22 protein-coding genes and 1 pseudogene are annotated in these 19,309 nt (G+C 65.3%); 18 read left to right on the forward strand and 5 right to left on the reverse strand.

What is annotated here, in order from left to right; all coding sequences use genetic code 11:
* Positions 1-64 precede the first annotated feature (64 nt).
* The gene (locus AC07DC_RS12530; protein WP_478914349.1) at positions 65-1,570 is read left to right on the forward strand and encodes a cellulase family glycosylhydrolase; all 1,506 of its coding nucleotides are present in this window, start codon (positions 65-67) and stop codon (positions 1,568-1,570) included.
* Positions 1,571-1,589: 19 nt separating this feature from the next.
* On the opposite strand, the gene AC07DC_RS12535 is transcribed toward AC07DC_RS12530, so the two are convergent.
* Both AC07DC_RS12535 and AC07DC_RS12540 read right to left on the reverse strand, forming a co-directional pair.
* Complete coding sequence (locus AC07DC_RS12535) at positions 1,590-2,006, reverse strand: CBS domain-containing protein (protein WP_478914350.1); 417 nt, start codon at positions 2,004-2,006, stop codon at positions 1,590-1,592.
* Between the two features lie 157 nt (positions 2,007-2,163).
* The gene (locus AC07DC_RS12540) at positions 2,164-2,571 is read right to left on the reverse strand and encodes a DUF7660 family protein (protein ID WP_478914351.1); all 408 of its coding nucleotides are present in this window, start codon (positions 2,569-2,571) and stop codon (positions 2,164-2,166) included.
* 771 nt (positions 2,572-3,342) lie between these two features.
* On the opposite strand from AC07DC_RS12540, the gene AC07DC_RS12545 reads away from it, so the two are divergent.
* The 5 genes and pseudogenes from AC07DC_RS12545 (at position 3,343) to AC07DC_RS12565 (ending at position 6,857) form a co-directional block, all read left to right on the forward strand.
* Positions 3,343-4,587, forward strand: a complete 1,245-nt coding sequence (locus AC07DC_RS12545; protein ID WP_478914352.1) for a DNA cytosine methyltransferase — start codon at positions 3,343-3,345, stop codon at positions 4,585-4,587.
* A gap of 179 nt (positions 4,588-4,766) precedes the next feature.
* Positions 4,767-5,501 (forward strand): hypothetical protein, encoded by a 735-nt coding sequence (locus tag AC07DC_RS12550; protein ID WP_478914353.1) that lies wholly within the window; start codon positions 4,767-4,769, stop codon positions 5,499-5,501.
* Positions 5,502-5,721: 220 nt separating this feature from the next.
* Positions 5,722-6,315, forward strand: a complete 594-nt coding sequence (locus AC07DC_RS12555) for a hypothetical protein (RefSeq protein WP_478914354.1) — start codon at positions 5,722-5,724, stop codon at positions 6,313-6,315.
* Between the two features lie 176 nt (positions 6,316-6,491).
* Positions 6,492-6,653 (forward strand): annotated as a pseudogene (locus AC07DC_RS12560) (transposase); the annotation flags it as partial.
* Between the two features lie 60 nt (positions 6,654-6,713).
* Positions 6,714-6,857 carry a hypothetical protein gene (locus AC07DC_RS12565; RefSeq protein ID WP_478914355.1) on the forward strand — a complete coding sequence of 48 codons (144 nt, stop codon included), beginning with the start codon at positions 6,714-6,716 and terminating at the stop codon, positions 6,855-6,857.
* A gap of 13 nt (positions 6,858-6,870) precedes the next feature.
* Here the strand turns inward: AC07DC_RS12565 and AC07DC_RS12570 are convergent, their stop codons facing one another.
* Positions 6,871-8,610, reverse strand: a complete 1,740-nt coding sequence (locus tag AC07DC_RS12570; protein WP_478914356.1) for a hypothetical protein — start codon at positions 8,608-8,610, stop codon at positions 6,871-6,873.
* 1,037 nt (positions 8,611-9,647) lie between these two features.
* On the opposite strand from AC07DC_RS12570, the gene AC07DC_RS12575 reads away from it, so the two are divergent.
* Together AC07DC_RS12575 and AC07DC_RS12580 are read left to right on the forward strand one after the other, a co-directional pair.
* Positions 9,648-10,100: a GntR family transcriptional regulator gene (locus AC07DC_RS12575; protein ID WP_478914357.1), complete on the forward strand. Its 453-nt coding sequence runs from the start codon at positions 9,648-9,650 to the stop codon at positions 10,098-10,100.
* Positions 10,097-10,999 (forward strand): phosphotransferase enzyme family protein, encoded by a 903-nt coding sequence (locus AC07DC_RS12580; RefSeq protein WP_478914358.1) that lies wholly within the window; start codon positions 10,097-10,099, stop codon positions 10,997-10,999. Before AC07DC_RS12575 ends, AC07DC_RS12580 begins: the two co-directional genes overlap by 4 nt.
* Here the strand turns inward: AC07DC_RS12580 and AC07DC_RS12585 are convergent.
* Both AC07DC_RS12585 and AC07DC_RS12590 read right to left on the reverse strand, forming a co-directional pair.
* A complete protein-coding gene (locus tag AC07DC_RS12585) occupies positions 10,996-11,256 on the reverse strand; it encodes a hypothetical protein (RefSeq protein ID WP_478914359.1) in 261 nt (86 codons plus the stop codon). The two genes, AC07DC_RS12580 and AC07DC_RS12585, sit on opposite strands and share 4 nt — an antisense overlap.
* Before the next feature lie 4 nt (positions 11,257-11,260).
* Positions 11,261-12,379: a hypothetical protein gene (locus AC07DC_RS12590; protein ID WP_478914360.1), complete on the reverse strand. Its 1,119-nt coding sequence runs from the start codon at positions 12,377-12,379 to the stop codon at positions 11,261-11,263.
* Between the two features lie 524 nt (positions 12,380-12,903).
* Here AC07DC_RS12590 and AC07DC_RS12595 point away from each other — a divergent pair.
* From AC07DC_RS12595 to AC07DC_RS12640, 10 genes are all read left to right on the forward strand, one after another.
* Entirely contained in the window at positions 12,904-13,203 is a 300-nt protein-coding gene (locus AC07DC_RS12595; protein ID WP_478914625.1) for a hypothetical protein, read from the forward strand.
* Positions 13,200-13,322 (forward strand): hypothetical protein, encoded by a 123-nt coding sequence (locus AC07DC_RS12600; protein ID WP_478914361.1) that lies wholly within the window; start codon positions 13,200-13,202, stop codon positions 13,320-13,322. The genes AC07DC_RS12595 and AC07DC_RS12600 overlap by 4 nt, the downstream gene beginning before the upstream one ends.
* Positions 13,319-13,975, forward strand: coding sequence for a GGDEF domain-containing protein (locus AC07DC_RS12605; RefSeq protein WP_478914362.1), 657 nt, complete (start codon positions 13,319-13,321; stop codon positions 13,973-13,975). Before AC07DC_RS12600 ends, AC07DC_RS12605 begins: the two co-directional genes overlap by 4 nt.
* Complete coding sequence (locus tag AC07DC_RS12610; RefSeq protein ID WP_478914363.1) at positions 13,972-15,009, forward strand: DUF2637 domain-containing protein; 1,038 nt, start codon at positions 13,972-13,974, stop codon at positions 15,007-15,009. The genes AC07DC_RS12605 and AC07DC_RS12610 overlap by 4 nt, the downstream gene beginning before the upstream one ends.
* Positions 15,006-15,353: a hypothetical protein gene (locus AC07DC_RS12615; RefSeq protein WP_478914364.1), complete on the forward strand. Its 348-nt coding sequence runs from the start codon at positions 15,006-15,008 to the stop codon at positions 15,351-15,353. The genes AC07DC_RS12610 and AC07DC_RS12615 overlap by 4 nt, the downstream gene beginning before the upstream one ends.
* The gene (locus tag AC07DC_RS12620) at positions 15,350-16,015 is read left to right on the forward strand and encodes a hypothetical protein (protein ID WP_478914365.1); all 666 of its coding nucleotides are present in this window, start codon (positions 15,350-15,352) and stop codon (positions 16,013-16,015) included. The genes AC07DC_RS12615 and AC07DC_RS12620 overlap by 4 nt, the downstream gene beginning before the upstream one ends.
* Positions 16,012-16,323: a hypothetical protein gene (locus tag AC07DC_RS12625; RefSeq protein ID WP_478914366.1), complete on the forward strand. Its 312-nt coding sequence runs from the start codon at positions 16,012-16,014 to the stop codon at positions 16,321-16,323. Before AC07DC_RS12620 ends, AC07DC_RS12625 begins: the two co-directional genes overlap by 4 nt.
* 82 nt (positions 16,324-16,405) lie before the next feature.
* Positions 16,406-18,622 (forward strand): cell division protein FtsK, encoded by a 2,217-nt coding sequence (locus AC07DC_RS12630; protein ID WP_478914367.1) that lies wholly within the window; start codon positions 16,406-16,408, stop codon positions 18,620-18,622.
* 140 nt (positions 18,623-18,762) lie between these two features.
* Complete coding sequence (locus AC07DC_RS12635) at positions 18,763-19,014, forward strand: hypothetical protein (protein WP_478914368.1); 252 nt, start codon at positions 18,763-18,765, stop codon at positions 19,012-19,014.
* A 94-nt stretch (positions 19,015-19,108) separates the two neighbouring features.
* Positions 19,109-19,303 carry a hypothetical protein gene (locus AC07DC_RS12640; RefSeq protein ID WP_478914369.1) on the forward strand — a complete coding sequence of 65 codons (195 nt, stop codon included), beginning with the start codon at positions 19,109-19,111 and terminating at the stop codon, positions 19,301-19,303.
* Positions 19,304-19,309: the final 6 nt, after the last annotated feature.

Consider the following 19,309-nt stretch of genomic DNA (forward strand, 5'->3'; position numbering starts at 1 on the left):
TGTGATTGCTACCGGACAGTATCGGCAGCCATCCGTCACGGAGCCCGAGCCTGAGAGGTGGGCCATGCGCCTGCGTCGTACCGCTGTCGCACTCGCTGCAGGCGTCGCCCTCCTGGGCGCCGGAAGCCTCCCCGCCACCGCTCAGGCGGGCCAGAGCGCTCAGGCCCGCCGCGCCGCGCCGGTCGTTGCCGCTCCCCACCCGGGGCCGGCAACCGCCGCGACCGGCACCGTCACCACCCCCGACGGCCGGACCTATCTCGCGGACAGCCAGGGCCGCGCCCTCCAGTTGCACGGCCTCAACCTCGGCAAGACCGACACCGTCACCGAGGCCAGTATCGCCGAGCTGGCCGCGAGCGGCTTCAACCTCGTACGGCTCAACATCCAGTGGCAGAAGGTCGAACCGCGGCGCGGGCACTACGACACCGCCTATCTCCGCTACCTCGGCCAGGTCATGGGCTGGGCGGACCGGTACGGGGTCCTGGTCGTCGTCGACTGGCACCAGGACGTCTTCGGACCGGCCTTCGGCTTCAACGGCATCCCCGCCTGGGCCACCCGCACCGACGGCATCCCCTACGAACCGCTGCCCGGCGACGACTGGTTCGCCAACTACTTCCAGCCGGCGGTCGGTGCGGCCTTCCGGCACCTCTACGACGATGCCGACCTGCGAGCCGCCCAGGCCGCCGCGTACACCAAGGTCGCCGCGACCCTGCGCGGCCACCGGTCCCTCTTGGGCTACGACCTGTTCAACGAGCCGTTCGGCCCGTTCACGGGCGACCCCACCGACCCGGCTACCCAGATGGAGAACTCCGCCGAAATGGAGCGGGGCCGGCTCGCCGACCTCTACCGGCGGCTGATCACCGCCGTCCGCAAGGCCGACCAGGACGCCTGGCTGTTCGTCGAGCCCACCGTTCTCATCGGCCAGGGCGTACCCACCCAACTGCCCGGCTTCACCGACCCACGACACGGCGCCGACCGCCTCGGCTATGCCCCGCACTACTACGACACCGCCGTGGAGAACGGCGCCGACTGGGACTCCGGCGACGGATTCATCGAAGCCTACGAAGCCGTCATCCGCGCCTACCCGGCCGCCCACGGGATGCCGGTCCTGGTCGGCGAATGGGGCCCGGCGAAAGCCACCGGCAGCGGCAACGCAGAGCTGATACGCCGTCAAATAACCTCCATGCGCGGCTTCGCCACCGGCTGGGCCCTGTGGTACGACTGCCACGCCGCCGATGGCGGTGGCTACTGCGCCTACGACGCCGACGGCCGACCCGCGCCCGGCAAGGAACCGGTGTTCGCCGCGTACGCTCCGGCGATCGCCGGGACGCCCGACACGGAGTCCTACGACCCCGCCACCCACACGTACACCCTCGCCCTGACCACCACCGCGCTCTCGCGGCACGCCTGGACGGAACTGACCCTGCCCGCAGCGGCGTTCCCGCACGGCGCCAGGGTGACCGTCACGGGCGCCCGCGGCGCCCTCGTCCACCAGACCGCAGGCGCGGCGCGGATCCTGCTCCCGGCGACCCGGCCGGGTACGCACGTGACGCTGACAGTCACGGCCCGCTAGAGCTCCGGATGGCCCGGCCCTAGTCCGCGCGGATCGCCGCCGCCAGCGTTCCGGCCTCGGCCGCGCCCAGCTTGCGGGCGACATCGGCCTCGCTGATCATGCCGACGAGCGAGTCGCCGTCCAGCACCGGGATCCGGCGGATGCGCTTGGCGGCCATCGCGGCCACGACGCTGTCCGTGTGGTCGTCGGCCTTGGCCGTCACCGGCTTCCCGTTCATCAGCTCGGCGGCTCGTATGGCCGACGGGTCGTGCCCGATGGCCACACACCGCAGAACGATGTCCCGGTCGGTGAGCACCCCCCGAAGCCCGCCGTCCGAGTCGGTTATCGCCAGCGCGCCGATGCCGGCATCCCGCATCCTCTTGGCAGCCACGTCCAGGGTCTCGTGTTCGGAGATGCTCTCCACACCCTTGTGCATGATGTCGCGTGCAGTCGCCACGGAAACTCCATCCATCGCAGGTAAGCCCCCGCACCGACGCTAGGCGAGCCCGCCCCGCCCTGCATCCGGAGCCGCCCCCGGCTCGCCCACCCGGCTGGCGAGCGGTCCCGCAGCCCCGAAAGCGCCGCCTCCCCGCTGGGTCGGCGGGTCTCCGGGCCTACTCGTAGACGCGCGCAGCGCGCAATGCCGTGTCCATGACTTCCCAGCTGCTCCACGGCACGGGAACGCCCCGGTTCCGGTAGTAGCCCTCGGAGTCCTTCAACCACGCCGCCAGCACTTCGAGGTAGGCGGGCACCGTGATGTTGTCCCAGTTCGCCGGCGGCCCGTCCGTCCAGTCCTGCAACAACTCGTCGATCGTCGCAGCGAGACGTGCACTCTGCCGGTCGCCGGCGGCGTTCGGACACCCCGCCAGGCCGCAGTCCTCATCAGGATCGGCCGGCTGGTGTTCGAACTCGTAGTGGAAGCAGACGTAGTGCATCCCCTCGAAGGTGTCGTAATCGGCACGCACGACCCGCACCGCCTGGTCACACCGGCGGCAGAGCAGTTCCTTCGGAGGACTCGTCACTCCGCGATCATGCCAGCCCCGCATCCACTGGGCCGAACGGGTACCGAGCGCTCGCCCGAGCGTCCCTGCCAGAAATATCGACACGTATGAGGTAAGCCCGCCAGGAACGAACCACTGACCCCGCATGCAGCCGGGGGCAGCGACTCACGTGAGTCACTGCCCCCGGCTGCATACGTTGGGCGCCGTACCGGCACAACCTGCGGAAAGGTTTCCCCGGAACGGGTGAAGCGGTGGTGCCCCCAGCAGGACTCGAACCTGCGGCCAAGTGCTTAGAAGGCAACCCTCCTGTTCCACCCGTCTACACCTCTGACCTGCCCGTTCTCCGGAGCACTCGGCTGGAACTCAGGAACTTCGACGCGTATTCGACAGCAGCCACGGTGCTGCGACCTGACGTGCCCCTCCAAGGGACACCACGCATGCCACAGGCCCAAGGGCCCGCAGGCGCCTTGTCCTGTCAACCCCACGGTTGGTGGCAAGGGACACGGAGCCACGTCGATACGTGCTGGCTTCTTCGTCCCGAATATGGCGTTGGACTGGGTTGGACTGACGCCGTCCAGGCAGGGCATTGAGACAGGATCTTCTCCCAGATTTCCCCGCGCCTAACGGGGTCTCCTCGATCCGGGTTTTGCGCCCCAGGCGTCCACAGCGGATGTGACGCCGTTCTCTCCCCCACGGCGCCGCCAGGCGGTGGGGCACACAGACACACCAGTCTGAAGACAGAGCCGAAACGTTCTGGCCTGCTGTGTCGCAACGATATGACAGGATCTCGCCGTGAGCAGTGAGCAAGACGTCAGCGCAAAAGCCCTACGAGTCGCCGGTCTCTTCGCAGGGGTCGGAGGGCTTGAGCTCGGCCTGAAGCGGGCCGGGCTGGAAACAGCCATGCTCTGTGAGGTGTGGGCGCCCGCCCAAGCTGTTCTCTCCAAACAGTTCCCCGGTGTCCCGCTTGAGCCGGATGTCCAGGACCTCAAGGCCCTCCCCAGTGACGTGGACGTGGTCACCGCTGGTTTTCCCTGCCAGGACCTCTCACAGGCCGGCCGTACGGCCGGCATCGGGGGCGAACAGTCAGGCCTCGTATCCCACGTCTTCCGTCTCCTCAAGGAGCACCACCCGCGGTGGCTCGTCCTTGAGAACGTGCGGAACATGCTGGTGCTCGACAAGGGCCAAGCGATGCTCCACCTCGTACAGGAACTCGAAGCCCTCGGCTATTCCTGGGCGTACCGGCTTGTTGACTCCCGGTTCACCGGCGTGCCCCAGCGCCGCCAGCGCGTCCTCTTCGTCGCCAGCCTCACCGAAGACCCTCGTGATGTCCTCCTCGCCGAGGACGCTGGCGAACCGGATGAGAGCAACCGAGCCAAGGACGCTCACGGTTTTTACTGGACCGAGGGCCTCCGCGGCCTGGGATGGGCGCGGGACGCAGTGCCGACGGTCAAGGGTGGTTCGAGCCTAAGCATCCCGTCACCGCCAGGTATCTGGATTCCTGGCAATCCTGCTGGCCAACGGATCGTGACGCCGTCGATCACGGACGCCGAGCAACTTCAGGGCTTCGAAAAAGACTGGACCCTGACCGAAGCGACTGCCGACAAGAAGAGCGGACGCGACCGGTGGAAGCTGGTGGGTAACGCGGTGACGGTCGGCGTCTCGCAGTGGCTTGGCGAGCGACTGCTGAACCCTGGTGAGTACGACGAGTCCGAAGCCGACAGGATGTCGGACAGCGCTCGGTGGCCCACAGCTGCCTGGGGCAGTAAGGGTAAGAGGTGGCGCTCTTACGTCACCATGTGGCCCCAGCATCGTCCGTACACACACCTCATGGATCTTGTCGAGCGCGGCGGGCTCACGCCACTTAGCCACCGCGCCGCCGCTGGGTTCTACTCACGCACGCAGAAAGCGAAGCTGAAGTTCGATGGGGAGTTCCTCGTCGACATGAAGCAGCACGTCGAGTTGATGGACCCTGCGCGCGACCTTAGCGAAGACGGGCCGAGCTCGTCCGGCAATGGGCGCTTGGACAACGCAGCCTGAGTACACAGGCGACGGCAACTGGGCAGATACGGGACATCCCGTGCCGGCCCGGCGGTGACCTGAGCCCCCTCGCGGTGCGTCTATGCAAACGCCCTCCCCTGAGCACGTATGTGCGGCCACGAAGGATTGTCAGACCGCGTCTATAAGGTCATGCCCACATCCCACCTTGAGGAGCGGGCATGACGGCAGGGTTCGAAACCTTCGCGGACGTACTGGATGCGGTGCCGCGTCCACCAGAGGACGCTGCACAGGGCACCCGTACCAAGTACGCGACACAGTTCGCCAACAAGCTTGCGGTGCTCTTTGCGAACCGCCTGCGGAGCACGTTCGTGGGCATCCTTCCCCATGCCGACGGGACCGGACAGGAGTCACGGGCCCGAACAGCCAAGGGATTCAAGAAGCTGGACGTGAACTACTCAACTCCTGAGCTTGGCCTTGGTCTGGGCGTCTCTCTCAAGCACATTCACCAGCGTGACTCGAAGACGAAGCGATACACCAAGAACTACAGCCGGAACGACAATGAGCTTCGGTCCGAGGCCATGGACTACCACGAACGACAGCCGTATGCCGTCATGATCGGCGTCCTCTTCCTCCCGTACGACGCTGCGGACGATTGCGGAGACAAGAACGACCCGTCATCCTTCGGCGCTGCCGTTCGCTACTTCCGCAACCGTGCGGGGAGGTCGCGGGTCAACGCACCAGCGGACCTCTTCGAGAAGTTCTATATCGCTCTGTACGAGCACTCGGGGCCTGACCGGGGGAAGGTTGATTTCTACGACGTCGACCGTCCCAAGCCGCCGTTCGGGCGGCGTCCTACGCCCGACGAAGTAGTGACGTTCGAAGGGTTCGTCGACGAGGTGATCAGGGTCTACGACGCAAGGAATGACCCGCCGTTCCATTGGGCGGACGCCTGACGCGGGCAGTCCTCTCGCGACTCGCGGTCTTAGGATGACCCCAGGCCGCTCCTCATCTTGCTGTCCGGTTAGTTTCCGCAGGTCAGATTAGCTAACCGGACAGCTCTGACGATGTCCTGACCAGATCTGGTGCGCTGTTGATGCGGTGGCGGAAAGCTTGGTGTGCGGTCAATGGGCTAAAGAGCGTACCGCGGGCTACCAGAGAAGGCATGATCAACGTATGTCCTCTGAGCTGGTCACGGCCGCCGTCGGTATCGGCGGTGTTGCTCTTGGAGTCGTTGGAACTCTCTTCGGGGCCCGGATGCAGGCCCATGGTGCTCGGGCGCAGGCAGATGCCGTTATCGAAAGCGGTTGGGCGCAGAACAAGGAAGCATACAAGAACTGGATGGCGTCAGACAGGGCTCATGCATATTCATCCTTGATTACAGAGACTCTCATCCTTGAAGGCAAGGCCACATTTCTGACAGCAGATTTCAACCGCAGCGGCGACCAATGGTGGAATCCCACTTGGCGTCCGCGTGGCTACAAAGCACGGACCGTCGAGTACACCGCTATCGTCACGAACTTCGTCCGCATACGTTGGGCTGGCGCCCTCATCGATCTCTATGGAGACGACAATGTCCGTGAATGTGCAACCGGCCTCGTTCACGTGGCCGACGAGATGCGTCGCCTTGCGTATGACTGGGTGCTAGAGCCGGCTGCCAACGCTCCGGCCGAAGGGCAGAACGTGGGGCGGCTGCGTGAGCATCGCCACCTTTTCGCCACTGCGGCTCGTGAGCATCTGAATGCGCTGTCCGGGCGGACCGCCCCTTGATCCGCTAGCTTCTGTCCTATGGCGCCCTAAAGCCCAGAACTACCTGTTCGAGGATTGGGCCGAAGCCCGCCAGGTGGCGAACGCGAATCTCGGGTACTAGCGCCTTCCAGGAGAAGTCGAGTCCATCATCGACCGATCGGGTGGTCTGCGACGGACTCGGCACCCCGCTCTAGGTCATCACCAGCGCGGCCAACGTCAACGACGTCACACAGACCCTCGCCCTGGTCGACGGCACCCCGCCCATCGCTGGCCGCCCCGGCCGTCCCTGCCGACGGCCCGAAGCCCTGCTCGGCGACAAAGGCTATGACTCCGACCCGAACCGCGAGGAACTCCGCAAGCACCAGTTGTCCTCTCCCGCAGGGGAGTCCCGAACATCAGGCATAGGCAAACTCCGTTACGTGGTGGAGCAGACCGCCGCGCTGCTCCACCACGTCAAACGAGTCGCCGTCCGCCGGGAATGCCGCACCGAACTCCACGATGTCTTCGTCTCCTTGGCCTGCAGCCGCATCTGCTGGCGACGTCTCAAGAAGACCATCTCGTGATTGCGTTGCGACCTCAAAGCAAGACTGCATAAACAATATAAAGCACCAGGAAGAGAATAAAGAAGCGGAATGTATTAACCGAAACGAGCGACATCCAATAGGGGCTTGGCTTTGCCATTCCTTCATATCCGCTCTGGACGACGCGACCTTCTTTAATCCAAGGGTGCCAATAGTCCTTCATGAAGCTTTCGGAGAAGTAGTCACTGTGTTTGAAATGATGGTGCCTGTCTTGAATTCCAGGAGTCCCGAATCCGAAGACCCCCGAGACGCCATATCCCCAGCTCAAGGCTGTCGCCAACACTGGCCATGCGTCGCGTGCACCGCAGTCGTTTACGATCGGTGGACAGTTTTCGATCCTATCCCAGCGGAAGTTCTGCTTAATAATTGATCCGCAAAAAAGGATGCGAGTCGGCCGGAAGTTCAGGTCATCCCTGAGGATGTGCGAGACGGCGTAGGTGCCAAAACTGTGAGCGATTACTACAATATCGTTTCCATGGTTCATTGAAATTGCTTTTTCTAGCTTCCACTTTAGTGTTGAGATAGCCCTCTTCCTAGTCCAGACAGGAAACCAGAAGCGAAACGCGTCAAGAAACCCATATTTGACAGGAATGACTTGGATCCCTTCCGACAGTAGGACCTCTCGCCGCAGCTTTTCCTGCCACTCTGCCTGAGTCCGAATTCCATGAACAAGGAGGACCACTGGCTTCTTGGTCCGACCGTCGGGCTTTTTGAGTAGTTCGCCTTTTCGCTGAGAAAGCTCGAAGTTGAAATTCCTCCTTCTGTACGGGCGGCAGTGATTCCTGACAGCAGCATCCAGCTCCGTGTGGCTCTTGTAGGCCAACCGAGGCAAATGATCCACTCCGAAGGGGACGGATGCACGAGGTGTGCGCGTGATGACAAACGTGCTCTTGCCGCTCCCTAGGGCCACTCCCACTTCAAACACGCAGGCCTTTGACACTCCAGTCAGATCCGCGATGACCAAAGTTGCCCCTTTAATTTTCCTGCAAATTTCCTCTCGTGAAAACGGTGCACCACCCCAGGCATCTGAGCCATTAATACACGCAAGCCCCGTCTCCTGGTAGATGGCCGCAGCAACTATCAGCCGCTCCTGAGATTTCACGTACGGCATGATATTAAATACGTACCCTTTTTCCTTGGGTTCATCCAAAATGCTCGTGAACTCTTCGATAAGCGAGGATAGAGCAGAGTTCGCGTTGCTCATTGCCGATGGGTCACCGGAGATGTAAAACGGGTCATTGAAAAATCGCGTAGTCCGAATTTCGATAGAGTGTGCGAACTTGAGGGAGTCTACTCGGAAGTCGTCATTTTTCACATCGTCAACGGTGAGAGGAGCTTCGGAGTCGGAGGCCACTCCGAAGTTGAAGAGAAGCTGGTCGCCGTTTCTTTGCTGGGATAGCTCCACGCCTTCCTCGCACACCAGAAGGACGGGAAGATTGTGCTTGATTGCAAGTAAGAGCTCAAGAAAAATAAACGGAGCGGTCGTCTGCGAGTATGTCTTTTTAGGTAGAACGATGACCATTCCTGAGCAATTCTTGAGAATCTCCTCTACGCGATCGCGATATCTCAATTTACGCTCGTGATCGATATCCAAGTAGACTTTATGGTCCCCGATGACGGTCAGGTTGCTCAGGGTAGCCAATTTGTCGGCCACGTAGTAATTCAGGTCGTCATGTTCTGGCCTCCAGGAAGCCGCCAAGTAAACGCTGCGCTTGAGCCCTTCATTGTGAATCATTCACGCCTCAATCTTCGCTATTTCGTCTTCTGGTGACTAGCCTTGCGGGGTCGATCTATGGCACCGGATCCACTTTGCCAGATAAGGGCGCGGTGCGAGATCCGGATTAGCTATTTATCGAGAGAGCAAGCGATGGATTTTTCGCGGGGATGTGGGAACCGTCCATGCCCGCCCGGGCCGGTCGCTCGACGATCTCCCTTTTGGACGGCAAGAGGAGTATCCCTCACCATGCAGGCCGCCGACCGGGTTTTGCGCATCCTGGCCACGAAGGAGGTAGGACCTTACCGACGCCGCCCCTCCAACGAACCGGTGCTGAAACAGCAGGCCATGATCGTCTAATGTTTCAGCATCGGTTCGCGTGAGCGGCGACGCAGATCAGCTTCCAATGCAATGGACCAGTCGCCGGACTACACCCCGAATGGGCGCGATGGAGCCTCGACTTCCACGGCTTCCGGGCGTCCGTCCCATAGACCGGTTCCTGTTCCCAGCGTCCGCGGCTGTGGCCTGCTGGCCCTGCCTCATGGCGAGCGCCAGCTGTGCGTTGTTCACCTACGACCTGCTCCGGCATCTCCGTCTGGATCCACTCCAGCGACCGGCGGGACGACACGGAGACCAGCGGGCGGGCTCGGGTCATCTAGCCGCTGTGCCTGGTCCTCTTCAACGCGGTCGCTGATCCTTATAGTGCCCACATCGGGGTCTGCGTCAACGACGCCGCAGTCTTCCGCGCAGGCATGGAGGCCAGCCGCCTTGCCATGTAGGGACTCGCCGACTTCGCGGAAATGACTTTCAGGCCTGCCCGGACAGGCCGGACAGCTCCCGGATGGCGCTGTCCGGTCGTTTTCCCAGTTCAGAGCCCTAACCGGACAGCCCGGACAGGTGGGACACCACGCGTCGTGGATGAGGCCTCGGGCGGACCTGATCTCAGCGTCCGGTGAGCAGCGAAACCACTAGAGATGTTCTAGAAGACCTCATGCGAAGCTGGACTCAGCTGGGTGTACGGGGGAACTACTCGTGGAGAGCAATGAAGGGAAGGCAGTGTGCCGCAGGCCAGTCCGCGAGACACGTACTTGCAGGTCTCTGAGTCTCTGCGCCAGAAGATCGATGAGGGTGCGATCACCGAAGGGCTGCCATCTCAGGCGCAGCTCATCAGTACCTACAGCGTGAGCCGCAGCACCATCGAGCGAGCGCTCGGCCATCTCAAGAGCGAAGGCCTGATCGAGTCCGTGCAGGGAGCCGGCTGGTACGTGGCGGGGTCAGGTGACCGCCGCCCGCTGGTCGAGAGAGTGACTGAACTGCTGGCGGCCGACGGGGTCAAGGTCGGTGACCGCTTCCCGACCGAGAAGGAACTGTGCGTCCGGTTCAGTGCTTCGCGAACCGCGGTCCGTTCCGCCATCGCGCAGATGGAGGGACAAGGGCTCATCGGCAAGGGAGATGTACGGGGGCGGCAAGTCCGCGCTCTGCCTGCAGGGCGAGGTGGCCAGACAGCATGACGACGAGCGAACGCACCGGGTTTGACGCTGCGGAGGCAGAGGCCATTTTGCGAAGGGCCTGTGCCCTGGCCAAGGTGGAACCGGACGGCATCAAGATACTGAGATTCGGTGACCATGCCGTTTTCCGCATCGACGGCGGCCGAATCGTTTCGCGGGTCGGGCGGAGCGCTGATCGCCTACCGTCTGTGCGTAGAGAAGTAGCTGTGGCGAAGTGGCTGACGACGGAAGGCTACCCGGCGGCACGACTAGCGACAGAGGCGGAACAGCCGGTTGTCATTGACGGCCACCCTGTGACCTTCTGGGAGGGGTTGGCCGATGGCGACACGTACGCAAGCACATACGAAATGGGCGAGCTACTGCGGCGGCTCCATGAACTGGAGCCCCCGGCGTTTCCCTTGCCGGAACTTCGCCCTTTCGACAGGGTCGAACGGCGGATCGAGCGCGCTTCGATCCCAACCGAGACTCGGACGTACCTCGCCTCGCTGGCCGACGAGTTGGCGGCCGAGTACGGCAGATTGCGTTTCGCGCTTCCGTTGGGACCTATCCACGGAGACTTCAACATCGGCAATGTCTTGCGCGATGCGGGAGGAAACCCGAAGGTCATCGATCTGGACGGCTTCGCGACTGGGCCACGTGAGTGGGATCTCATGCACACCGCGATGTACTACGACAGCTTTGGCTGGCACACCGAGGACGAGTACGCCGATTTCGTACAGGGCTACGGCTTCGATGTCCGAGAGTGGTCCGGGTATGCCGTGCTGCGTCGTGTTCGTGAGCTGCTCATGGTCACGTGGCTCTCACAGAACGCTGGCGCGAATCCGCAGGCAGCGGTGGAAGTTGAAAAGAGAGTGGAAACCCTGCGATCGGGTGGGTCGAGACGTGACTGGGCACCCTTCTAGGGCTGCGATCCAAGCTGTTGCCAGAGGCGGAAGCTGCGGGCCTGTTCCGCGAAATCGCGGAACTCCGCAGCCCGTTTCATTCCATCCGTGATGCGTCCCTGGAACTCTCGGACGTACTGGACACAGCGCGCCGACTTCAAGCCGTCCCCAAGCCGCAGTGCGCTCAACGCGATGTCGAACCCATGCCCGGTATCTCCCTGGTGGATGTACACCTCTGCCTGCACCATCGTCGCGAAGAAGTCACTGCGGTTGTTCATGCCGTCACCGAAGATGGACCCTGTCCCACGTTCCGCTGCTTGCGCGGAACGGCCTAGATCGCGGAAAGCAGTGGCCGAACTCGGCTGCGAGTTCCACTTCATCGAAGTACGCGATGTACGCGGGATCGCTATCTGCGGTGCGCAAGCTCAGATGCCGTTCAGCCTCACATAGAGCGAGATCGCAGCCGCGCCGGTCGCCCAAGCGCGCCAGCGCGCGCGCCTCCATTGCTCGAAATTGTGCGGCCAGCGTTGGCGTGAGGCCCGCGCCGGGTCCTGTGAAGGCGGCTCGCGCAAGCATCGCCGCCTCGCGATATCGACCAACGAACGTGGCCTGATGGCTCATTGCGGAGAGAATGCTTGCGCCTAGAAGCCTGTCGCCGGCCCCCTGCGCCATCCGAAGTGCCTGAATGAAGTAACGCTGCGCGATGCCGTGAAGGCCGCTGTCGTACGACATCCACGCGGCAAGCAAGAGCGCTTCGGCTACTGCCGAGTGGAGCTGCTTGCCTACGGCATCGGAGTGTTTGCCGTCCAGCATGGGCCGTACGTCCGTGTGCAGATACTGGATCAGCGCGCGCCTTGCGTGGCCACCTCCGAACTTGCCATCGAGCATGCTGAACGCCTCGGCGGTCGAGCGCACCATGTCCACGTCTACCGCGCCGATGGAGCGGTGGCCCGAACGGGCGAGCTCGCCGTGCGGGGGCGAGACGAGCCACCGCACGGCAGCTTCGTTCCATGCAGCAGGATCTGGCAGTGCTCGTGTCAGCGGTTCGGCTTCGGCAAGGTCAGCGCGCCAAAGGTCGCCCACGGTGGTGGTGACAGTCTCGGGCCGGTCCGCGAAATCAAGCCCCAGGTCGTGCTGGACGGCGGAGACTGCAGCGGCACCCATACCGATGTCGTCGATTGTGACCGGGCGACCCAGCTTGCGCCCGATGGCATCGGCGATGTGCTGCGGCATGCTGCCCCGCGGGATCGATCCTTTGAGCCATCGGCTCACGTACGTGTGATCGCAGGTGGTGTCTTCGCCTGAACGGATGGCCGCAACGATCACTGCGCGAGCAAGCGACTTGTGGGAGAAGCCGCCTTCATCCATGAGCGCGGCCAGTCTGTCGTTCCGGTCTGCCATCGATCCCCCATGGAGTGGCCGAAGTCCCAGGTTGACGCACCGTCAGTCTATGCAGGTCAGGCCATGGATGCAGGCGGTTTGCCCTTGGGGGTGCACGAGTGCACCCCCAAGTACACGCTCCTGAAGTCCGCGCCGCCTGGCAATAGTTGAGTCATCGCCGCACGGCAGGCCAGTGGTTCCTAGTTCAAAAGCCAGAGCGCTTGACGACGCGGAATCGATCTGCCAACGTGAGTGGTAGGTAGTACACACCACGCATAAACGATATGTGATGCCGAGCCCGGAGGGCCCCGTGAGACGGGCTTGAAGGCAGCGCTCGTTCCTTTACAACTCCACAGGTGGGCCCCGCCTCCCTCAGTTTGAAAAGGCGGACCGCACGGCTCCAGGCCGTGCCTGATGCGCTCCGGTCGCCGCCGACCAGTGGCGCAGACCGCTCGACACATCCCCGTCGGGGTGGCCGCACTCCCAGCCAAGGACAGCCGGCCACCCCGCCCCCATCCAGTGACCTGAGGAGCTACGCCATGCGTATGCACGTGTTCGTCGCGGGACAAGAAGCTCGCAACACTGATGAGTTCGTGGAATTGGCTTTGGGTACGCCTCCGGAGCTGTGGCTCGGAGTAGAGGGCGAGACCGAAGAAGAGCGGGCCGCTCGCCGGACCGCTGCGCGGGACATCCTCGCCGATGATCCGGAACTGTTCGACCGAGCCGCCGCAGCTATGACACACGTTCTCGCGGTCATGGCGCCCCAGGTGCTGGCCCTGCCCCCGACCGCACTCGGTGCGACGGCGGCGCACCGCCGGCCGCGCAGGTCGGGAGCAGCGGCATGAGGACTTCGGTTCCTGACCATGAGGAACTGTTGGACTTTGTCCGCAGCCTCGTAACCGGCGCGGCGGTCGCGGACCTGACCGGGCTGGTCAACGTCGACTTCATCGGGGGTGCCCGGTGAGCGCAATCCTTCCCGCTGCAGCTGCGGCTTTCCCGCTCGCGGCAGGTTGGTGCATCCATGGTCTGCGGCTGCACCGGCGGATCGAGTGCGCGCGCCGGGATCCGCTGACGGGCCTGCCGACCCGCGAGGATTTCAGCGCCCAAGCGCTGCGCCTCTCCCGCCTTGGCGGGGTGTCCATGGTGGTCATCGATCTGGACGGCTTCAAGCAGCTCAACGACACGGCCGGCCACGCGGCCGGTGACGCCGCGATCCGGGCGACCGGCACCCGCCTGGCCCGATGGGTCAAGGACAACAACGGCGGGTCGGTAGCGCGGTTGGGTGGCGATGAGTTCGCCATCGCGCTGCGCGTCCCGACTGCCAATGACCTCGTACGGATCCTGGGTGACCTGCACCTCGCACTGTGCGCACCGGTCCTCTACGACGACCACGCGCTGCCGCTGGGCGCATCGGTGGGCGGTGTGTGGAGCCCCGAAGGGGTGGTGGTGTACCTGCCCGTACTGCTCAGGAGCGCGGACGAAGCGATGTACACCGCGAAGCGCAACGGGGGCGGGGTCTACGTCACCGACCGTCTCACGGCGCCTCGCCACACGGTCAACGGCCGCCGAGCCGGCCGCCCCGGAACACACGTGCCCATGACGGAAGGCGGATCATGACCTCACCACCCATGCCTGAGCCGGTCCGGGTGCCTCCGCTGACCCGTTCCGAACGAGCCCTGCTGAGCGTGGCCACAGTGCTGGGGGTCGGGGTCGGAGGGACCGGTTTCGCTCTCTCCTTCGACACCGTGACGGCCGCCGCGCGGAGCTGGGACTTCACCGTCCCGCAGATGCTCCCGATCGGCATCGACCTGGCCATTCCGGCTTTCACTCTGGTGAATCTGCTGCTGATCCGTATGGACATGCCGCTTGCGTGGGTGCGGTTCGTGCCGTGGTTCTTGACCGGGGTGACGTGCTGGCTCAACATCGCCGCTGGTCATTCCCTGTCGGCGAGGATCGCGCACGGCACGATGCCGCTGCTGTGGGTGGTGCTGTCCGAGGTCGCCGCGCACGTCTACGCGACGCGGATCGGTGCGGTGACCGGGCGGCGGATGGAGAAGATCCGCCGCTCCCGCTGGATCCTCGCACCCCTGTCCACCTTCGCCCTGTGGCGTCGGATGACGCTGTGGGAGATCACCAAATACGGCGAGGCCCTGGACCGTGAGCGCGAACGCCAGTTGCTGCGTGCGGACCTGCGCGAGGAACACGGTCGCCGGTGGCGGTCCAAGACCCCTCGCCGCACACGGGTCCTGCTCAAGCTCGGCGACGCGACCCCCGAACCGACGCCCGCCGACCCGCCCGCCGCCGAACCGGACACCCCGCAGGCGCCCGTCCTGGGCGCGGAATCCAAGCAACCGCCCGCCAAGGCGCGGAAGTCGCGCCGCTCGGCCAAGCCGGCCCCTACCTCGCGAACCCGTGAGGAGCTGCTCGCCGCCGCCCGCCAGGCCACCGCCGGGTGGTCAGACGACGCGTTGACCGCCGATCGCATCCGCACGGAGGTTCACACCTCGCAGGCCAACGCCCGCGCCCTGCGCGACGCCCTCAAAGCGGAGCGGTCCCAGCCCCTGCGGACCGTCCAGAGCACCGACCAACCCACCGCCGACCCCGACATCGGCACAACCGAAACGGATCCCATCGAGGGAGAAGCAGCATGACCGCACAGACGATGAAGCACCGGACACCGGCGATTGTGGCCCTGTCCCACATCCTGACCGCGCTGCCGCACCTTCCGGCCGCGGACGTGGAAGTCTGCATGATCAGCCTGGCCGGCGGCACCGAGCTGGGACTGGAAGTCCGCATGGACTACGGCCACCTGGCGGACTTCGAGACCTGGCGTGAAGCACTCGACCTGGACCCGGCAACGGTCGAGTGGAGGCAGCCCGTCGCGGACGGCTACCAGTCGTTGCGGGCGAACGGCCATTACGCCGGGGTGCTGGTGTCGCTGCGCGTCTACGACACCACCTCCAGTCTCACATCGGGTGTGGAGGTGGCGTCATGATCGGGCCGATCAGCGACTTCCCGCACCTGCTCAAGCAGGTCACCCCGCACATCTCGGCGGGCACCACCCTGCCCGTGATCAATGGTGTTCGGTTCGAGGCGGACGCCACCCACCTGTACGCGATCGCCACCGACCGCTACACGATGGCCGTCACCCGCCGCCCAGTCAGCAGCGGGACCGCCGCCGGATGGTCGGCGTTCGTCTCGGCCGCCGATCTGAAGGCGGTCCGGTCGTTCGCGACGCTGACCCGCCTCACGCCCCTGTTCCTGGACCTGTCGCCGTGCGGTCAGCGCCTGACGTTCACCGCCGGCGCCCTGACTCTTGCGGTGCCGACGGTGGAGCTGTCGCCGGCGGAGGCGCGCCGGATCGCCTGGCGCGCGCTCATCGCCGACGCGATGCGGGCCGTGCCGAACCTGACGATGGAGGTCGATCTCAACCCCACGTTGCTCGGGCGGTGGGCCACTGCTGCCCGCAACGTCCCGCTCACCATCTGGGGCGCGGGCGCCACCAAGCCGCTGCTGATCGCGTGCGGAGATGACTTCGTGGGCCTGCAAATGCCCGTCCAGAGCCGAGAAAAGACCAGCCCGTCCCGGCAGTCCGTTCTGCACGGACTGTGGGCCGACGCGCTCGGCGTCACCCGCAGCACGGCGAAGGCCGCGTGAACGGGATGCGGGCCCCCATCGCCGGTGCCGCCCTGTACACCTCCGTCATCGACGCGGCCGGCGGGCAGTGCCAGTGCACCGGGCAGTGCGGACGCCCCCACGCCGCCGGCGGGGTGTGCGCCAAGGAGAGCCATCCGCGCGCGGTTCTGATCGTTGCTCCGGCCGAACCTGCGGCCACGGTGGACGCCATCGTTGAGGCCACCACTGAGCTGCGTGCCTGGTGCCCTGGATGCCTCGGTCACGCCCGCGCTCTCGTGCGCGCCGCCCGTGAGGCCGCTGCCGCCGAGGCGCAGGAATCCCTGTTCTGAATCATTCGATCCGGGGCCCGGTCGGCAACCGACCAAAGCGACGACCGGGCCCCGCTACCTACCCGTAAGGGAAGGACGTTCAGTGAATCACGACGACGAGAACGAACTGTTCAATCGACTGGAGAGCGACCTCGCGGCCGACTCCGGGGGCGAGGTGCTGTCCCTGGACAAAGCCCGATCCGCCCGCACCGAGTCGGCCGACTCCCACACCGGCGAGTCGGGCAACCGGTCGGCCGACCTGGCGTCGGGCCCGTCGGGTCCGGGGTCGGGTCCGGTGATGGTCGATGGACCGGCCCCGGTCGGGCCCGGGTTCATGGACCGCATCAAGGGCGCCAAGCGCCGCCCGGTCGTGCCCCTGTGGCTGCAGTCGGCTGCGGAGTTGAGGGCGGCTGCCGGGTGGGTGGCTGGGCACTACGGCCACACCGCCGGGTATCACGCCTTCCGCTCCCCGGCGTATGCGGTCCGGCTCGCGCTGTTGTCCCCGCGTGGGGCGGCGAAGTTCCTCGGCGGAACGCTGCGGTGGGTCGCAGACAAGGAAGGTGAGCCGGTCCGCCTGGCGATGGTGGAAAAGGAGGACGCCGGCGAGTACCTGAAGCTGTCGCGGCAGCGGGATGGCCGGGTGCGGCTGCGGACCCTGATCACGGTGCTCGCATCTGTCGTTGGCTTGGGGGCAGCGCTCGCCCTGCATGTGCTCGCCCCGGGCTGGCTTCAGGCTGTCTCGCTCGGCGCCCTGCTCATGGCCCTGGGGCACCTCGGACGGGCGGAGGACGCACCGGTCATCACCCGGGCGGTGGACCTGCCGCAGGTACTGCGTCTGACCTCCGACATCGTGGCCCGCGCTTTCGGGGCGCTGGGTATCGCGGAGATCAACAAGCAGATCTCCAAAGGGCATCCGGGCATCGAGTTCAAGGCCCCGATCCAGCGCGACGGCAAGGGCTGGAGGGCCGACATCGACGTCCCGTACGGCGTGACCGTCTCCGACGTGCTCGACCGGCGCGAACGCCTTGCGTCCGGGTTGCGCAAGTCGCTGGGTTGCGTGTGGCCCGAGCCGGTCCCCGGCGAGCACCCCGGGCGCGTGATGCTGTGGGTCGGCGATCAGGACATGGCCCGTGCCCCGCAACCGGCCTGGCCGCTGCTCAAGACCGGTACCACCTCGCTGTTCAAACCGGTCCCGTACGGCACCGATCCGCGGGGCCGACAGGTCGGCTTCGACCTGATGTACGCGAACTTCCTGACCGGCGCCATGCCCGGCCGCGGTAAGACGTTCGCGCTGCGGATCCTGCTGCTCGCCGCCGCCATGGATCCGACCGCGGAACTGCACACCTGGGAGTTCAAGGGCACCGGCGACTTCTCCGCGTTCGAGGCGATCTCGCACTCCTACGGCTCCGGGCCGGGCGATGACGCCACGGTCGAGAGCTGCATGGACGCGCTCGACTACGTCTACGGCGAACTCGACCGCCGGGCACGGGTCATCAACGGGCTGCCCAAGGACATCTGCCCGGAGAACAAGGTCACCCCGGCCCTGGCGGCGAAGAAGTCCCTGGGCCTGCACCCGCTGGTGATGTCCATCGACGAGTGCCAGGAGGTCTTCACCCACGAGAAGTTCGGCAAGCGTGCCGCCGAGAAGGCCACCGCCATCATCAAGCGGGGCCGCGCGCTCGGCGTGATCCTGCTGCTCGGCACGCAGCGCCCCGACGCAGACAGCCTGCCCAAGGCCATCAGCGCCAACGTCGGCATCCGGTTCTGCCTGCAGGTCATGGGCCAGCCCGAGAACGACATGGTCCTGGGCACGTCCATGTACAAGAACGGCATCCGCGCGACATCGTTCACCGCCGAAGACCTGGGCATCGGCTACCTGGTCGGGGCAGGACCGAACCCGCAGATCGTCCGCTCCTACTACATCGACAACGTCACCGCCGAGACGATCTGCAAGCGCGCCAAGACCGCCCGCGCCGCCGCCGGCACCCTCCCCAACCCCGACGCCCCCAAGGCCGAACGGGTCGCGGACACGTTGCTGCCCGACATCCTCGCCGTGCTCCCCGTCGAGGAGAGCAAGGTGTGGAACGAGACGGTGGTCGAACGCCTGGCGGACCTGCGGCCCGAACGCTACGGCGCCTGGGCCCAGATGACCGGTGAGGAGCAGACCGCGCACCTGACCGCCACGCTCAAGCCCTACGGCATCACCGCCGGGCAGGTCGGCCGCCGCATCGACGGCAAGTTCGTCAACAAGCGCGGAATCAAGCGCGACGACATCACCACCGCGATCGCGGAGCGTAATCAAAACCGGGACGCGAGCTGACCCGGCGGGGCTGCTATCGATAGCGGTCGCACCTGCTATCGATAGCAGCCCCGATAGCGGCCCCCATGTGCGCTGATCAGCTCGCTAGTGCATAGCGGCCTACCTGCGGAAACCCCGAAAACCGGCCTGGAGGCCCCGCCATGCCCCCAACGCTCCTCGCTATCGCCTGCCTACTCGTCATTACTCTGTGTTACGCGAGTCTGTGTGCGGCCAGCCCGTTCGGCAACTGCCGCAAGTGCAAGGGCTTCGGCTACGCGCTCAAGACCGACCGCCGCGGACGCCCCAAGCCCGGCAAGACCTGCCGCCGCTGCCACGGCGACCGCAAGCGCATACGCGTCGGCCGCCACCTGTTCAACGTCGCCCGCCGCATCCACCGCGACGGCACCCGCTAACCGCACCACACCCCCGCCCGGCGCGCCGGCCCCGCGCCCGCGCCCGGCGGGGCCCACCCCAGCCCGTCACGCGACCTCCCAAGGAGCGCCTGCCATGGCCGTGACCGTGTCCCTGCTCTTCCTGTTCGGCCTCGTCCTGTTCTTCCTCCTCCGCTCCAAGACCCTCGGCGCCGGATCGGCCTTCATCGCCCTGATGTTCGGCTTCTACCTCGCCCGCACCGGAGCCTCCACCACGGTCGATGAGCTGATGACCGCCGTCGTGAACTCCATGAACAAGGTCATCAACTAGTCCCGA

This window comes from Streptomyces sp. NPDC045021 (assembly GCF_056432645.1).

Coding starts and splice junctions, on each gene's coding strand:
- AC07DC_RS12620 (WP_478914365.1), top strand. CDS start 15,350: ATGATCGGGCCGATCAGCGACTTCCCGCACCTGCTCAAGCAGGTCACC.
- AC07DC_RS12590 (WP_478914360.1), bottom strand. CDS start 12,379: ATGGCAGACCGGAACGACAGACTGGCCGCGCTCATGGATGAAGGCGGC.
- AC07DC_RS12580 (WP_478914358.1), top strand. CDS start 10,097: ATGACGACGAGCGAACGCACCGGGTTTGACGCTGCGGAGGCAGAGGCC.
- AC07DC_RS12640 (WP_478914369.1), top strand. CDS start 19,109: ATGGCCGTGACCGTGTCCCTGCTCTTCCTGTTCGGCCTCGTCCTGTTC.
- AC07DC_RS12635 (WP_478914368.1), top strand. CDS start 18,763: ATGCCCCCAACGCTCCTCGCTATCGCCTGCCTACTCGTCATTACTCTG.
- AC07DC_RS12570 (WP_478914356.1), bottom strand. CDS start 8,610: ATGATTCACAATGAAGGGCTCAAGCGCAGCGTTTACTTGGCGGCTTCC.
- AC07DC_RS12615 (WP_478914364.1), top strand. CDS start 15,006: ATGACCGCACAGACGATGAAGCACCGGACACCGGCGATTGTGGCCCTG.
- AC07DC_RS12595 (WP_478914625.1), top strand. CDS start 12,904: ATGCACGTGTTCGTCGCGGGACAAGAAGCTCGCAACACTGATGAGTTC.
- AC07DC_RS12585 (WP_478914359.1), bottom strand. CDS start 11,256: ATGAACAACCGCAGTGACTTCTTCGCGACGATGGTGCAGGCAGAGGTG.
- AC07DC_RS12550 (WP_478914353.1), top strand. CDS start 4,767: ATGACGGCAGGGTTCGAAACCTTCGCGGACGTACTGGATGCGGTGCCG.
- AC07DC_RS12610 (WP_478914363.1), top strand. CDS start 13,972: ATGACCTCACCACCCATGCCTGAGCCGGTCCGGGTGCCTCCGCTGACC.
- AC07DC_RS12530 (WP_478914349.1), top strand. CDS start 65: ATGCGCCTGCGTCGTACCGCTGTCGCACTCGCTGCAGGCGTCGCCCTC.
- AC07DC_RS12600 (WP_478914361.1), top strand. CDS start 13,200: ATGAGGACTTCGGTTCCTGACCATGAGGAACTGTTGGACTTTGTCCGC.
- AC07DC_RS12555 (WP_478914354.1), top strand. CDS start 5,722: ATGTCCTCTGAGCTGGTCACGGCCGCCGTCGGTATCGGCGGTGTTGCT.